We start from the raw sequence: 15,773 nt of genomic DNA, 5'->3' as shown, positions 1-15,773 counted from the left end.
AATCTCACTTTATTACACTACTATAAGCCCACTTTCAGACCAATTGCGTAAGATTTGGTACCCGGGTTATTAAAGTAGTCAAATCCAGTCAGGTTAGAACCTGCACCAGTCAGGCTGGTTTCAGGATCTACGCCAGGATATTTGGTAGATAACCAGAGGTTACGACCGGAAGCGGTGAGCTCAACAAAACGCAGTATTTTCTGTCCTTTGAAATTCCAGCGGTAAGACAGGGACACTTCTCTCAAACGTACCCAGGAACCGTCGAAAACAGCGTTCTCTGTTGCAGAACCGGCGCCGTCGCCCAAGTAAGATTTGAAGTATTTTTCTGCCGTGATTTCTTTGGTGTTAGGCACCATTTTACCAGTACCATCGTCAGTTACACCAGGAATAACATAGGTCCTTTCTCTGTCAGCAGATTCAGCGGTCCTGCCTAACTGATGCATTCTCGCAATTGTACCGTTCCATATTTTACCACCCTGACGGATATCAAAAAGAACACCCAGTGTAATGCCTTTATAATTGAAAGTAGATCTTGCACCAGCGGTCCAGTCCGGGAAGGGATTACCGATGTTACCACGTTCATCAGCTACGATAGGCAGACCGTTTGCACCGATGATCAACTCTCCTTTCTCGGTACGCTGCCATTTGGAAGCATAAAGTGCTCCATAAGGCTGACCCACGATAGCGAAGGAACCGATAGAAGCAAAGGCAGGTTCAACATCGATTTCGGTAACGTTTGGACCTAATTCCAGTACTTCGTTTTTGTTTCTGGTAAAGTTAATGTTCACGCCCCAGTTGAAGTCCTTAGAACGGATCACATCACCGGAGAGGGCGATTTCCCATCCTTTGTTTACCATTGAACCAGTGTTGGCCAATACTTTCTGGAATCCAGAAGAACCAGCCAGTGGCTTAGAAACCAACAGGTCAGAAGTTTTCTTATTGTAGTAAGTAGCTTCAATACCAATACGGCCATCAAACAGTTTTACATCCAAACCGACTTCTTTTTCAACAGCGGTCTGTGCTTTCAGGTTCGGGTTGCCGAAAACGTTGTTGTAGATGAAGCCTGTCTGACCTTTGTAAGGGAAAGAGTTACCATCGGTAAAGCCATCAGCAAAGAAAGGCTTTACATAGTAAGTTTTGGTAGAGTAGGCTGTAGGGGCGAGACCACCGCGGGCAATGGCACCTCTCAACTTACCATAGCTCAGGATGCTGTTCTTTGGCAGCAGGTCTGTAAACACAAATGATGCGTTAACAGAAGGATAGAAGAAATTGTTTTTTACTGCCTCAGAGAAAGTGGAAGCCCACTCATTACGACCGGTAGTACCAATGAAAACAATATTTTTATACCCAAACTGTACGTCGTAGAACAATGCAGAAGAGCGCTGGAAAGTAAGCGTTTCATCAGCATACAGAGTGGAAGCATTGCCGAGGTTGTTATAGTTCTGCATAGCCAGGTCTGTGCCACGGCCATACAAAGATTGTAAACTTGTTTGGGTCAGGTTACCACCAACATTGGCAGTGATAGAATACTTCTCGTTAAATTCTTTGTGACCGCTCAGGATCAGATCAGAATAATACTGTCTGCTTCTGATGGTGTTTTCCTCGATCATACCATTGGGGTTATTATTGGAACCCAGGGTAAACACTTGCTTTCTGCCATCTGCATAAATATCAGCACCTAATTTATAGGTAGCTTTCAACCAGCTGTTGATTTCGAAATTAGCGCCGATATTACCCACAAAACGGTCAATCTTATCTTTGAACGGGTTGAACTCTGTTGTCCAATACGGATTATCGTAAGGACTGTAGAAGTTTCTGTTAGTACCGTCGTCTTTGTTCACATAATCTTTCAGGTTATAGGTAACAGGAGTTCTCATCAGCGGCAACATCACACCAGAGGTATTGCTACCGTTCTGCGCTTTAGTGCCTTCTGTAGCAGTGTAGCTCATAGAGGCATTCACCGTCAGGCGCTGTGTAACTTTTGAATCGAAGTTGGCACGAACAGATGTGCGATAGAAGTTAGTATTGGGAACGATACCGCTTTGGTCTGTACGGGCCAGGGAGATGCGGTAAGTAGACACCTCATTTCCACCAGTCGCGGAAATGTTGTGGGTATAGTTGGTTCCTGTACGGAAGAAGTCTTTGGTATTGTTATAAACTTTAACACCAGGCAGGGAACTGATTTTAGGGCCCCAGCTTGAAACGGAAGGGGTTACACCAGGCGTATAGTTAGGCAGGTAAACAGGTACACCGTTAGCGTCATAAGCACCTTGTGCATAAATATTTTGTTCTTTAGGCAGCTGGCTTACTTTATCAAAAGCAGCGTTGAAGTCATAAGTCACACGCACACCACCGGCTTTACCTCTTTTGGTGGTATACACGATAGCACCGTTACCTGCACGTGCACCATATAATGCAGCAGCAGAGGGACCTTTCAGTACAGTCACAGAGGCGATATCATCAGGGTTGATATCCAATGCACGGTTGGAGTTGTTTACACCAGCCAGGTTGGCATTGTACGGATAAGTCAATGCCACAGTGGAATTGGTGGAGTTGTCGATGGGCACGCCGTCAATTACGATCAGCGGCTGATTATCCCCGGTGAAGGTAGAGTTACCACGGATCAGGATTTTGGCGGAAGCACCAGGAGTACCACCGGAACCAATTACCTGAACACCTACAGCTTTGGAAGAGAGCGACTCGATGATATTGTTTTCACCAGCGCGTACCAGGTCTTCGCCTTTCACCGACTGTACGGCATAACCGAGGCTTTTCTTTTCCCTGGTAATACCCAACGCGGTCACTACTACCTCATTGAGTTGTTTTTTATCCTCTTCCAGGGTGATGTCAACTACGTTTTGATCGCCTACCACTACTTCCTGGGCAGTGTAACCGATGAATGAAAATACCAACGTAGTACCGTTAGCAACCTGGAGCTTGTAAGTACCGGTCGGACCGGTGGAAGTGCCGGTACCTTTACCTTTGACAGCCACGGAAACTCCCGGGATAGGGGAGTTACCCTTGCTATCTTTTACTGTACCAGTAATCGTTCGCGTCTGCGCAGCAGCATGCATGACGCTAATGGCCACGAGCAGCCACAAGAGTAGTCCTCTTTTCATAAGCAATTTAGATTTGATAAATATTTCAGTTAACCTAAAACACAGGGTCGTTGGATTACTAGGTGCTTAACATCATTCCGGGAAAACGCAGGTGGTACACGAGTTGTCTAAATGCACAGCATCGGCATTAGGTACACTACTCCACAGCATAGGATTCTAACGCATCATAAGCAAAGCCTGTAAGTAACGGGTTACAACATCACACAATTCAATTTTAATTCTTAATTCAGATTTGGTATTTAATACTTTCCTTGAATTCAGATTTGGTAATAATCAGATTTTGATTTTTGTTTAAAATGTTAATTTTTGTTTAAAAACGGACACAAGATATAAAAACAAAAAAATATTTTCTACTAAGCGAAGGTAATATTTTTAACAAATTAGCTTGCGCCTAAATAATTCTTGATAAGTTAAACCATCTGTGTATTAACGCGAAACGCGCCACCCTTACGGATGACGCGCTTCTGTTAATTGCTTTCTTTGTTAATATCAAGGCTTGGATAAAGTTGTCACATTACTGCCGAAACTTCCTTCATCCACCTCAGTGGTAACATTCAATACAATAGTAGTATCACAAGGGTTGATCTGCCCATTGCCCGAAACCGTCAGATTATGATATCCCTGGAAAAGGTCTGCGATCTTTTGTTTAGCCATGGTAAACCTATAACTGGCCTTGTCAAATGTGGCCGTCACAGGCACTCCCGCAAGGCCTGCCCAACCGGTGAAGGTAAATATCGTGCTGTCCTGATTAACAGATACGGTCACCGGATAAGTGCTTTCTGTAACACCAGGATCATCCACCGTCATACTTCCCAGGTAAGTTTTTACTATCAACGGGCATACCTTAGTATAGGTCAGTATCCGGATCAGACCTGCTGAATTCAGCACATCGGAGCCATAAGGACGCAGGTAACGTTTAGTGCCGTCTGACAAAGTAACCGTATCCCCAAACCCATGTATCTGCGTACCGTCATTCATGGTAAAATTAGTGGTCACTTCAAAATAATCGCCCGCCTTAAGGCTGTTGGCGCCGAGACCAAACAGCTGCATTAGCTGCGTTCCGGTCATAGTCACCGTGGTGGGCAACGAACCAATGCCGCCCTGCAACACCTTCACATTGTTGTATTTCCCATTCATCGCCACCACTACGTCCGTGGCTTTGGGTTGTACGCCGGTCGGAAAATACAATGCCACGTTGAAGGCTGTACTAAAATCAGGCAGGTTGTCTGACTGGATCAGCACGGCTTTGCTTTTATCCTGTGTCAACTGCGGCACCTGACGGTTACTAACACCATCCGGCAGCTTCGGGTTATCATTCTTCCGACAGGCATAAAAAATCACCACGCCAACCGCCAACATTGTTATATAGATAATCTTATTCTTCATACTTACTTTTTTTGGATCCGTGAATGTGGATGTTATTTATCCCAGAATACGGGAGTGATATCCGGCTGCTTCTGCGCAGGGGCATTGGGATTCACCTGTATATCAACATTGGGCCATGGCAGCGAAAGCGGATAATTCCTGCCCAGGGCGACCGGCACCTTAGCCTGCGGAGGCGGCAGTGTGGGATTACCCAAAATAGGAGGCTGCGCAAAACCACCAGGAGCCATCGTCGGATCATTTGGATTAAATAATACCGGGAAACCAGTACGCCGGTAATCTGAATAAGTATCACAGCTAAACCCGAAGGCTTGTATCCATTTTTCCGTCATGATGATTTCCAGCTTGTCTTTAGCGGTAGTCCTGGCATCATATACGCCCAGCACGGCATTCCGGTAAGTGGTAGAAGCAGTGCCTACAATGGTCGGCACATTTTGTCCGCCTTTGGCAAGGTTCGCAACAAAATCCACCTGCTTGAAGGACTCATCGATCGCGTCAGACAGCTTCTTACGGGCATCACCGGCCACAAGACCAACATTCATCAGCTCTGCTTCTATATAAAGCACATCAGCATAAGTAAGCATCCTTAAAGGCGCCGCACCGGTACCACTGCCAGCATTTACCACTACTGCATCACCGGCATCATAACGACCACCCACCGGATACAGCCCGAATACCGTCATGCTGTTATCCTGCGAAGCACCTTTGTTGGTACCGGTAGACCCGAAATAGATGGAAATAAAGGCAGAGTCACGATATTCTGTGGGGTTCTGGGAACCGCCTGCCTTGGAGTTTTGATTGTAAAAATAATACGGAATACGAGGGTCCTTAATACCTGTGAACAACCTGGGGTTGTACCCTTTCAGGATTTCATAAAACCAGGGACTGATATAATGCGTCTTCTGGGTAGCATAATATTCACTGTAACCCGGGTTTCTGTCATCGGGCGCCACCTGTGATGTATACTTCATCATAAACCCGTCGCTCGTCTGGCTGAACAGGTTACCGCTACTGATCAACTGGTTGACCGGTCCGGACACGTCCTGCACCAGGCGCACCTGGTTGTACAATTTTAATTTGAGCGTATTGGCAAACTTAATCCACTTTTTCACATCGCCGCCATAGTACAAATCATCTTTACCCGGTTCCAACACACCGTTGGCTGTTTGTAGATCAGCAATGGCTTCGTCAATCATCGGGAACAATTGCTTATAAATATCTGCGCCCTTGTCATATTTCGGATAGCGGGTACCCTTAGTCGCAAACTGGTTGGCCTCCGAAAAAGGAACGTCTGCAAAAGCATCCACAAACTGGCTAAAACCATACGCTTTCAGCAACTTCGCAATACCGGCATAATGGCGGGCGTTGTTGGCGGAAGCTTGCGTAATCAGCACATCCACGTTTTGCAGCATCCCGATAAAGTCAGGGAGACCGCTTACCGCCTGCGCGCTGTAAAAAGACGACCATGCGCCGTTAAGATCAGTGGATATACCGGTGGCCCCGTACTGGTCCTGGCTCTCCCTCACCACTATCTGGTGAGTGTATACCGCCAGCACTTCCGTAAGACCATTCGCACCACGGGCAGCATTGGTAAAACCCAGATCATATGCCAACCCCTGCTGCGCACCTGTTAGTAGTAAACTCAATGATGCGGTGGAAGGGTTGTTAGGATCTTTGTTGATATCCAGAAACCCCTTAGTACATCCCGTCACTACAACGAGCGTAGCTAAAATTATACTGCTTAGTCTTTTCATCGGTTCAATTTTTTGTAATAAACTAGAATGTCACTTTCACGTTTACACCAAAACGTCTGGTAGTAGGCGCACCGGACAATTCTATACCCTGGACGTTGGTAGAACCAAAGCTGCCCACTTCAGGATTGAATCTTGTGTACTTGGGGAAACCTGGTGCATAATACCAGAGGTTTCTTCCTGTCAGTGTCAGTGTCAACGCACCGATAGGCGTTTTGCTGAACCACTTCTTTGGAAAATCATATCCCAGTGTCAACTCACGGAAGGTGTACACGGTAGCATCATACACATTCCATTCCGTCGCTGAGTTGATAGCGAAAGTTTCACCAAAGAACATTTCAAAACGGCTAATCGCAGTATGGTTGGGAATTCTATTCCCTTTATCATCCAGTAATGGTGTACCTGTATTCACATCTCCATAGTATCCCGGAATAACGTATACATTTTCGCGTTGTTCAACACCGTTGTCTTTGGTCACACCACGCCCTAGCAGAGAGCTAACAGTAACGGAATAGATATCACCACCTCTGGTCAGATCGAAGAGTGCATTCAGGAAAAATCCTTTATAGTTTAGAGTCGTACCCAGGCCTGCCTTGAAATCGGGGTTAGGGTCGCCTACCATGCGTTGTTCAGGGCTTCTGATCAGGTATCCGTTGCTGGGATCAATGAGCAGGCTGCCGTCTTTATCGCGTACGTTAGCACTTCCGCGCAGGTAGCCGTATGGCTTGCCGGCTTCCAGGAAGGGGGATATTTCATCCAGCACACCAGCCAGCAACAGGCGGGTAACACCTGGCTTCAGCTCTTTCACCACGCTTCTGTTTCTTGTGAAAATACCATGTATGCTCCATGTCAGGTTCTCATTACGTACAGGCACTACGTTCAGGTCCACTTCAATACCTTTATTGGTGAGCTTTCCATAGTTATCGATCACTTGTCCGTAGCCGGAAGAAGGTGGCAGGGACAGCGGTGCGATCTGGTTAGTAGACAACCGGGTATACCACGCAAAATCTAACGTTATCCTTCTCTCAAAAAACTCCAGGTTGGTTCCCACTTCAAAGTCCTGTGTGAACTCCGGTTTCAGATTAGGATTGCCCGCAGAAGGGTCTTGCATCACACCGGACTGCCCGAGGAAGGCGGGGTTAACCCTGAAAATATTGAATAACTGGTAAGGGTCCGCATCCCTGCCCACTTTGGCCCAGCTGGCACGCAGTTTACCAAAGGTCAGCACTTTGCTTTCCATCTTAAGCGCATCGGTAAACACAAACGATGCCGCCACGCTGGGATAGAAATAGCTACGGTTGCTGGAAGGCAGCGTGGAAGACCAGTCGTTTCTGCCTGTCAGTGTCAGGAACAACCACTTCTTATAGTCCAGGTCCACTTCTCCGAAAATACCCCACAACCTGCGCTGCATGAAGATATCTTCTGTCGGGATCACTGTTTTGGTATTCAACAGAGAGTATACACCCGGTACTACAATGGTTTTACCTGTATTGATCTGAGATTTTGTCGTACGCTGGTTAACGTTATGGCCTACCAGTATTTTCAAACCGAAGTCTTCATTTTTCAGTTTAGGCGTAAACGTACCAATGAGGTTGGATTCCAATTCTGTGAAACGGTAGTTCTGTTGTATGATCTGTCCGTTACCTTCCGCGCCTCTGGAGCCGATGTCCGTTACTTCTTTACGAAGGAAATTATTTTGGTTCACCCCAAACTGATAGCTGAGGTTAAACCAAGGTAACACTTCATAGTTGAGTTTTAAACCAGCCACATACCGGTCGGTAGCGGTGGTAATAGTATTATGGGCGAAAGCCCAGAGCGGGTTATCATATTGTGCGCTGTTGGTAGATACCGGTTTACCGGCAGCATTTTCAAAAGGCAGGCCGGCGATGTTCCAGTTTCGTCCCAGAAAGAGGTTACGCGCGAAAGAAGAAGCTGCGCCGGGCACCTGGTTCTCACCAAAGATACTGCCACCCTGGTTACTGGTGCTATAGCTGAAATTGGCGTTTACCGTCAATCCGTTTGTGAGACGGGTCACGCCACCGATAGACATATTACCTCTGTTGAAGTAGGAGTGAGGCACATAGCCGTCCTGGCTCAGATAGGAGGCAGTGGCACTAAGGGCTGACTTATCGTTGCCGCCGTTCACCCCCACAGAATTTTCTGTAATCCAGCCAGTGCGGAACAGGTCTTTCACGTTATTGGGAACTGCGCGGTAAGCCATGTTGCCGGAAGCGGGGAACAAATCCGGGAAAGCTTTCAGGTAGTCGGGCCAAACGGGTATTGAATCCCTCGTGCCGAAGCGGGGTCCCCAGGAGCCGTTGGCATTCTGGTAATTGAAGCTGGCGCCGGGACCGTATTCATTCTGGTATTTAGGAAGATTGGCCACTCTTTCCATGGAAAGGGAAGAGGAGTAGGTCACTTCTGTTTTCCGTTTGCCTGTATTGGCGCTGCCTGATTTGGTAGTGATAATGATCGCGCCGTTGGAAGCCCTTGATCCGTAAAGTGCTGCCGCAGCGGCGCCTTTCAGCACCGTCATCGAAGCAATGTCATTAGGGTCGAGGGATGAAAGACCGCTGGAATAGGCACCTCCGCCTGATGTCTGGCTGGAGGTGGTCACCTGGTCATTATTGTAAGGAATCCCATCTACTACGATCAATGGTTCGTTATTACCAAAAAAGGAGGTGTTACCGCGGATGTTGATACGGGTAGCGGCGCCCGGTGTACCTTGTGAAGTTCTGATGTCTACACCGGCTACCTTTCCCTGCAGGCCTTTCAGCATGTCAGGTTCCGATTTTTGTACCAGTTGATCGGGCTTGACCGTGGATACCGAATAACCCAGCGAGGTTTCGTTCCGTTTCAACCCTACGGCGGTTACCACCACTTCTCCCAGTTGTTTTTTATCAGCTTCCAGGACTACGTCAACTTCATTGCCCGGACCGACAGGGACCTCTTTGGTAAGATATCCCACAAAGGAAAAAACGAGTGTTGTACCACTGGCCACATTATTTAGCTTGTAAGTACCGTCACCAGACGTAAAAACCCCTTTGGTAGTACCCTTTATTACGACTGTAACGCCGGGAAGAGCAGAACCATCTTTTGCATCCGTAACCTTTCCGCTAATCGTTCGTGTCTGGGCTACTGCGCTGAGAACGCTGCTGCACACGAACAGCCATAGTAGTAGCTCTTTTTTCATAAGCAATTTTGGTTTTGATTGACTAAATAGAAGTTAACTCAGTTAAATTACGACAAAAAAAGCTGATATATTATCAGGATTGGTTAAAATAATATCAGACAAATTCAGATATTTTGCTATATAGATAGATATAAATATTCGTTAAATAACATCTAGATAACAGGAAGACATTTGGAAATGTTGAGAAAAATACACCCGGAGAAATACATTTTTTTTATGCGAATAAGAAGAAATCTGCATAAAAGAATTTTTTTACAGATGGGGAGGATATCAACAATAAGGTTGTCAGGATGCCAAACATGGTTTTAAATAAAAAAGGGGCGCCAGATGGCGCCCCTTTATGCAGTAAGTACTGTGAATTATTTGTTGTAACCCGGATTCTGTACGATGTTCGGGTTAGCGTCGATTTCTGTCTGTGGAATTGGAAATGCCACATATTGACTAGTCGGCAGGATCTCACTTTGACGTAATGCATCTGCATCGGCAATAGAGCGTTTACCCATGAACCTGAACAGATCGGTAGCACCAAAGCCTTCACCTACCAGTTCCAGTCTGCGCTGTTTGATCAGCTCTGCTCTTACGCTGTTAAAGTCAGAAGCAGTAAACGCTGATAATCCACGGTGCTGACGCAGGTTGCTGATGTCGTTGGCAGCGAGTTGCAGGTTGCCCTGACGCATATACGCCTCCGCACGATTCAGTAACACCTCACTCACTCTTAACACTTTCACATTGGACATACCAGTCAAACCAAGACCGTTACCAATCCACTTCATCATGTAGTTGTTGCCTGAGAATGTTTTCACTATCGTGTTACGGTAATCGGCAGCCTCCAGCAGGGACATAAAGTTCTGATTCAGGCGCACGTCTCCATAACCGCTGGTGGATGTACCATCATTGGGCAGGTAGATATTACCGAAGTTATCAGCGCCTCTGTTTTCCGGTGTCAGGAAACGCAGGGAGAAGATATCCTCTGAAGTAGGATTATTGGTGGTGTAGTTTGCCAGATAATTGGCGTCGCTCCACAGCGGGAAAGCATTAATGAGCGGTGTTGCTTCATCAATTACAGCCTGCCAGTTAGGATCAGTGGCATTAGATGTATCACCGACATAGAGGTAAGCACGTGTCAGCAATGCGCTGGCAGCAGCTTTAGAGCCACGGAAAACTTTTTCAGTTTTGGTAGCTGCATCAGGCGCCAGGTTTTTTGCTGCTTTCAGATCGCTGATGATCGCATCATACGTTTCTTTCAGCGTAGCACGGGAAGGCTTAAAAGTAGCGGGATTGTCTACCGCTTTTATGGCCAGTGGCACACCTGTATTGGCTTTCGTCGCATCATTCTTCATTTGGGAATAAGGACGGGTATATCTTCTCGCCAGGTCAAAGTGCGCCAATGCACGCATAAAATATGCTTCACCTTTGTACTCTTTCGTGGTAGCTGTTTCTGGCAGCTTATCGATGATCACGCTCGCCTGATTGGCCACGCGATATGCGTTCAACCATGTTTTGCTTTGGGAAGCAGTAAGTGGCGTGAAGATATACTGAAACTCGTAAAGGAAACGGTTGGAGTTAGCAGCAGTGATCTTCATATCGTTACCGGTAACATCAGTTACCACGTTGAAATCACGACCATAATATTCCAGCTCCTGGGCACGCTCATACAGGCCGTTGGCCAGAATACGGGCATTTGCTTCGGTGACTGCTGATTCATTATCCAACGCATTGGAAGGTGCGATGTCCAGCTTGGAGTTACATGCGGAAAACGCAGTAGCGGCCGTCAGCGCGAGTATAGAAAGTTTTGGATATTTCATAATTTAACCAAGGTTTTTGTTAATCAACTTCTTCAATTACAATCCTACACTGATACCAAATGTAAACACGCGGGAAGTAGGATAACGATAGAAATCAACACCTGCGTTGGTAGTAGCAACGGAAGCAGTGCTGGTTGGAGGCAGCGGGTTAGTGTTGATATCCGGATCCCATCCTTTGTAGCTGGTCAGGGTGTACAGGTTCTCAGCCTGTGCATAAACACGCAGAGACTGCAGTTTCATGTTACCCAGCAGGCGTTTGGGCAGTGTGTAACCCAGGGTAAGGTTTCTGATTCTGGCGTAAGAAACATCTTCCAGATAACGGGAAGAAATCTGATTACCAGTGATGCTACCGAAAACCACTTTTGGTCTGTCGGAGATATCACCAGGCTTTTGCCAGTGGTCCAATGCGTCTTTTGCCTGGTTACGGGTGTTGGAACCGTCGCTCTCCAGGTTGGCGCGGTTAGAGTTGTATGCTTTGTTGCCAGCGCTGAAAGTGATCAGCATAGACAGATCAAATTCCTTGTAGTTGATTTTGTTGGTCCAGCCGCCAGTGATCTTAGGCAGTGCCTGACCTACAAATTGTCTGTTGCTCTGAGCTTCTGTGTAGCTGGTGGTAGGTTTACCATCGTTGCCAACCCACAGTGGGTTGCCAGTTTGCGGATCTACACCATACCATACCGGCATATACCAGGAACCGAAGGGTCTGCCCACTTCAATACGTTGTCTGGAACCGGCAGGAATAGCCTGCTGGCCACCCAAGTCCAACACTCTGTTACGCAGGGTAGCGAAGTTCACGTCGGAAGTCCAGGTAAAGTTTTTAGTAGCTACAGGAACACCGCCGATAGTTATTTCGAAGCCCTGGTTCATCATTTTACCAACGTTCATGTTGATCGCTTCAAAACCAGTGGTCATAGACAGCGGCAGTTCCATCAACAAGGCAGAGGAACGTTTGTCATAAAAACCAACGCTACCGTATACACGACGATTCAGCACGCTGAAATCCAGTCCGATGTCGAACAGGTTTTGTTTTTCCCAGCTCAGGTTAGGATTACCAGGCTGGTTGGCAAATGCAGCTGTTTCACCCAGGTAAGCACCGGAAAGGCTGTACAGGCCGCGGAAAGGGAAGTCAGGGTATTTACCCAGCCCTTCTGCGTTACCCATGATACCATAGCTGGAGCGCAGTTTCAGATCGTTCAGCCAGGAAATGTTTTTGGCAAACTCTTCTTCCGTAATACGCCATGCAGCGCCTACAGAGTAGAAGTTACCGTAGCGGGCATCTTTAGGGAAACGGGAAGAACCGTCTCTTCTGTAGCTGGCGCTCAGGAAGTATTTGGATTTATAGTCGTAGTCAGCTTTGCCGATCAGGCCCTGGAAAGCATAACCGCTTTCGCTGCCGGCGCCATCAAACAGGTTAGCGCCTACGTCAGGCACCTGCAACTGATTGCCAGGGAAACCGTTCTTTGCATACAGGAAATAGCTGCGGTTCTGGTAAGAATATTCATTACCGGCCAACAGGCGGAAGTTATGATCTTTGTTGATGCTGAAGTTGTAAGTCAGCAACTGTTGAGCGGTATACAGACCAATGCTGGTGCTGCCGTTGTACAGATAACCGCCATAGTTGCGGCCATCATAGGAGTTCGGCGCAGTCCATTGTTTCTCACGGATGTTGGTGAGCTCTGCATTACCCTTTACCACGAAGCGCAGACCTTCAATGATGTTGTAACCCAGGGCTGCGTTGAAGATCGTTTGTGTATTGTTGTTCTTGCGGTAGTTGTTGGCAACTGTGTGCAGGAAGTTACCACCCTGCAGGGTTGGACGCCATGCATCAGGGATGTCGGCAACACCGGACCAGGTAGGAGAACCAGGCTGTCCGCCTACATAACCGATATAAGGATTACCGTTCTCGTCTTTCGCAGGGATCCAGGGAACCTGTGTGATGGCGCCCATCAGCGGAGAAGAGTAGGAGTTACCAGGACCCGCGCTGTTCTGATCGGTATAGGAACCGCTCATTTTCACGCTCAGATCAAATTTGTCGTTGAACTTGTGATCTACGTTCAGGCGACCGGAATAGCGGCTAAAGTTGCTGCCTATCAGAATACCGTCTTGTTTGAAGTAATCGCCGGAAGCATAGAAGGTAGTCTTTTCATTACCGCCGCTGGCGTTGACGCCGTAGGACTGGGTCTTGCCGGTACGGAAAGCCAGGTCCATCCAGTCTGTGTTATAATCAGCCAGGTGGTCAGGACGGAATTTTTTAATGTCAGCATCAGAGTATTTTCTGGTGCCATCTGCATTTAAAACGTTGGCCAGTCCATCGCGCTGATATTGCAGCAGCTCGGTGGCGTTCATCATCGGAATGCTTTTGGCCAGGTTCTGGAAACCGAATTTACCATTGAAATTGATTCTGCTCTGGCCTTTTTTACCGGTTTTGGTAGTAATAACCACCACACCGTTGGAACCACGGGAACCATAGAGCGCTGTTGCAGACGCGTCTTTCAAAATGGTAATGTTTTCGATGTCGGCTGGGTTCAGGCTGGAAAGGATGTCCTGGGAAGGTGTGTTCTGCGTGAAATCACCGGAGGACATGATGATACCGTCCAGTACATACAGTGGGCTGTTGCTGGCGGACACAGAACCAATACCACGTACCCTTACCTCTGTTTTGGAGCCGGGCTGGCCGGAGTTGGTGGACACGGAAATACCGGGAGCATTACCCTGCAGCATCTGGTTTACATCAGGCAGGGAAATGTTGTTCACCTTTGCACCGGTAATGGTAGATGCGGCGATAGTGGAGTTAACTTTTTTCTCCAGGGTATAACCGGTTACTACCACCTCGTCCAGGCTCTTGGAGTCTGTAGAGAGGGCAATTTTGAGTGTGGTGGCATTTCCAACAGGCACTTGCTTGCTTTCAAAGCCGATAAATGATACTACTAATACATCGTTTGCAGATACCTGCAGGCTGAATGAGCCATCTGGAGTGGTGGCTGTACCTCTGGTGGTACCTTTTACCTGGATGGTTGCGCCAGGTATAGGAGATCCGTCTTTCCCGTCGGTAACTTTCCCCGTTAGGTTGCGACTTTGCGCAAAAGCCTGACCGACCACGCAGAGCACGGCCAGGAGGAGAAATAATACTTTCCTCATAAGCATGATTTTGTTCCTAGTTTTTAACCTTCAATAAATACTAATCTATATCGAGACCTTTAGTCTCAATTTCCTTTGGTTTCCTTGTCGTAAATAAAAGTTGATGTAATTGTGGAGAACTAAAGCCGGCAGGTACAATACAGTATTATAATCGCAAAAACCGACCACTTCTATTACGATTTATTCAATAAATCGCTTTAAGAAGTAGTTAACTTCTTTCCCATAAGCAGTTTCCTTAACAAATTTTCAACCAGCTGTAAATATAGTTTTTATTAACAAAAAATTAAGCTGGAAAAATTGGCTATAACATTCAGATAACATCTTTTTAACAAAGTGTTAACTTATTATTTTTTTAACAAATTTATATACATATGAAAATAAACAAGCGGCAAGAGTACCACCTGCACTCATCATCAAAATCTAAATCGAAATAAATGTTGTCCCACCGGTTGGTGGGACAAATAAGTTATTAGGAAAGGGTGAGCGGGTAGTTTTTTAACAACTCCAGCAACACGCTGTACAGGTCCTCATTACGATGATTAAACCTGTACTCACATTCTTTCAGATGCAAATAAGCCGTATTACGGTTCAATCCCTTGAACTTGGCCAGGCGATGCTTGGTAAGTCCCCAGAATGCATCTACTTCGTCCATTAACGGTCCGCCGTTAACGGTGTCTGTCGTTGAACTGCCCAGTCTGTACAAACGGTACTGGCCCAGGTCCACCACCCCGTTAAACCGACGCAAACGCTCCGTCGTATCCAGTGTTTCCAACACGGAACGGCCGCGGGTGGCGGCGTGGATCATAGGTCTGCTTACATCAGGTAAAATTTCGGTGTGCAACCGGTCAGCAATTCTGCAGATACCAAAAATGACCGGCTTTACGATGCGGTCAACTTCCGGTTTGACAGCCACCAGCGTGTCGCCGTCGTGGTCTGTCTGGGTTTCAACCTGCCGGTTGTCGTAGGCTACGACCGGAACCGGCGCTGGATGCTGCGCCTCACAAAAACGGGCTATCTGGTTTCTAAGCTTTTTCAGGTAACTGTTAATCGTTACTCTGCTTACTCCGCTGATATCCGCGATCTGCGTCGCAGTGAGATCGTCGGCGAACAGCCGCAGGATCTCCTTAAACTTGCGCTCAGATAAGTGAGCACCTTTTAAGTACTTGTTTTTCATGAACTAGTGGTTAGAATGGCATTATAAACCTCTTATTTTTTATCCGGTATATACACAGCTTTTATACAAGCGGTGATAAGGGTATTTGAATGCTGCCCACTAGATTATTTTAAAGCCTTTTTTTGTCCATTTTAGCTAAAAAAAATAATTTGTTTAGCATAGTGCATAAAATGCGCAAAGCAGCAAGGACGCCGCTTTTAAAATACTTCG

Annotated in this window: 7 protein-coding genes; all 7 read right to left on the bottom strand. The window is 46.9% G+C overall.

The window, feature by feature from the left end:
• Positions 1-20: 20 nt before the first annotated feature.
• Positions 21-3,119 carry a SusC/RagA family TonB-linked outer membrane protein gene (locus ACTJJS_RS16585; RefSeq protein WP_440664521.1) on the bottom strand — a complete coding sequence of 1,033 codons (3,099 nt, stop codon included), beginning with the start codon at positions 3,117-3,119 and terminating at the stop codon, positions 21-23.
• A gap of 489 nt (positions 3,120-3,608) precedes the next feature.
• Positions 3,609-4,505: a hypothetical protein gene (locus tag ACTJJS_RS16580; RefSeq protein ID WP_440664520.1), complete on the bottom strand. Its 897-nt coding sequence runs from the start codon at positions 4,503-4,505 to the stop codon at positions 3,609-3,611.
• 32 nt (positions 4,506-4,537) lie between these two features.
• Positions 4,538-6,256: a SusD/RagB family nutrient-binding outer membrane lipoprotein gene (locus tag ACTJJS_RS16575; protein WP_440664518.1), complete on the bottom strand. Its 1,719-nt coding sequence runs from the start codon at positions 6,254-6,256 to the stop codon at positions 4,538-4,540.
• A 22-nt stretch (positions 6,257-6,278) separates the two neighbouring features.
• Positions 6,279-9,446, bottom strand: a complete 3,168-nt coding sequence (locus ACTJJS_RS16570; protein ID WP_440664517.1) for a SusC/RagA family TonB-linked outer membrane protein — start codon at positions 9,444-9,446, stop codon at positions 6,279-6,281.
• Between the two features lie 359 nt (positions 9,447-9,805).
• Positions 9,806-11,251 carry a RagB/SusD family nutrient uptake outer membrane protein gene (locus ACTJJS_RS16565; protein WP_440664516.1) on the bottom strand — a complete coding sequence of 482 codons (1,446 nt, stop codon included), beginning with the start codon at positions 11,249-11,251 and terminating at the stop codon, positions 9,806-9,808.
• 36 nt (positions 11,252-11,287) lie between these two features.
• Positions 11,288-14,389, bottom strand: coding sequence for a SusC/RagA family TonB-linked outer membrane protein (locus ACTJJS_RS16560; RefSeq protein ID WP_440664515.1), 3,102 nt, complete (start codon positions 14,387-14,389; stop codon positions 11,288-11,290).
• 469 nt (positions 14,390-14,858) lie between these two features.
• Positions 14,859-15,563: an IS1595 family transposase gene (locus ACTJJS_RS16555; RefSeq protein ID WP_440664514.1), complete on the bottom strand. Its 705-nt coding sequence runs from the start codon at positions 15,561-15,563 to the stop codon at positions 14,859-14,861.
• Positions 15,564-15,773 lie beyond the last annotated feature (210 nt).

It is taken from the genome of Chitinophaga sp. 22308 (genome assembly GCF_052045305.1).
GTDB classification, from domain to species: Bacteria; Bacteroidota; Bacteroidia; order Chitinophagales; family Chitinophagaceae; genus Chitinophaga; species Chitinophaga varians_A.
The sequence above is the reverse complement of the archived record's forward strand: the minus strand, read 5'-3'. Positions and strand labels throughout refer to the sequence as shown.

Coding starts and splice junctions, on each gene's coding strand:
- ACTJJS_RS16585 (WP_440664521.1), bottom strand. CDS start 3,119: ATGAAAAGAGGACTACTCTTGTGGCTGCTCGTGGCCATTAGCGTCATG.
- ACTJJS_RS16580 (WP_440664520.1), bottom strand. CDS start 4,505: ATGAAGAATAAGATTATCTATATAACAATGTTGGCGGTTGGCGTGGTG.
- ACTJJS_RS16575 (WP_440664518.1), bottom strand. CDS start 6,256: ATGAAAAGACTAAGCAGTATAATTTTAGCTACGCTCGTTGTAGTGACG.
- ACTJJS_RS16570 (WP_440664517.1), bottom strand. CDS start 9,446: ATGAAAAAAGAGCTACTACTATGGCTGTTCGTGTGCAGCAGCGTTCTC.
- ACTJJS_RS16565 (WP_440664516.1), bottom strand. CDS start 11,251: ATGAAATATCCAAAACTTTCTATACTCGCGCTGACGGCCGCTACTGCG.
- ACTJJS_RS16560 (WP_440664515.1), bottom strand. CDS start 14,389: ATGAGGAAAGTATTATTTCTCCTCCTGGCCGTGCTCTGCGTGGTCGGT.
- ACTJJS_RS16555 (WP_440664514.1), bottom strand. CDS start 15,563: ATGAAAAACAAGTACTTAAAAGGTGCTCACTTATCTGAGCGCAAGTTT.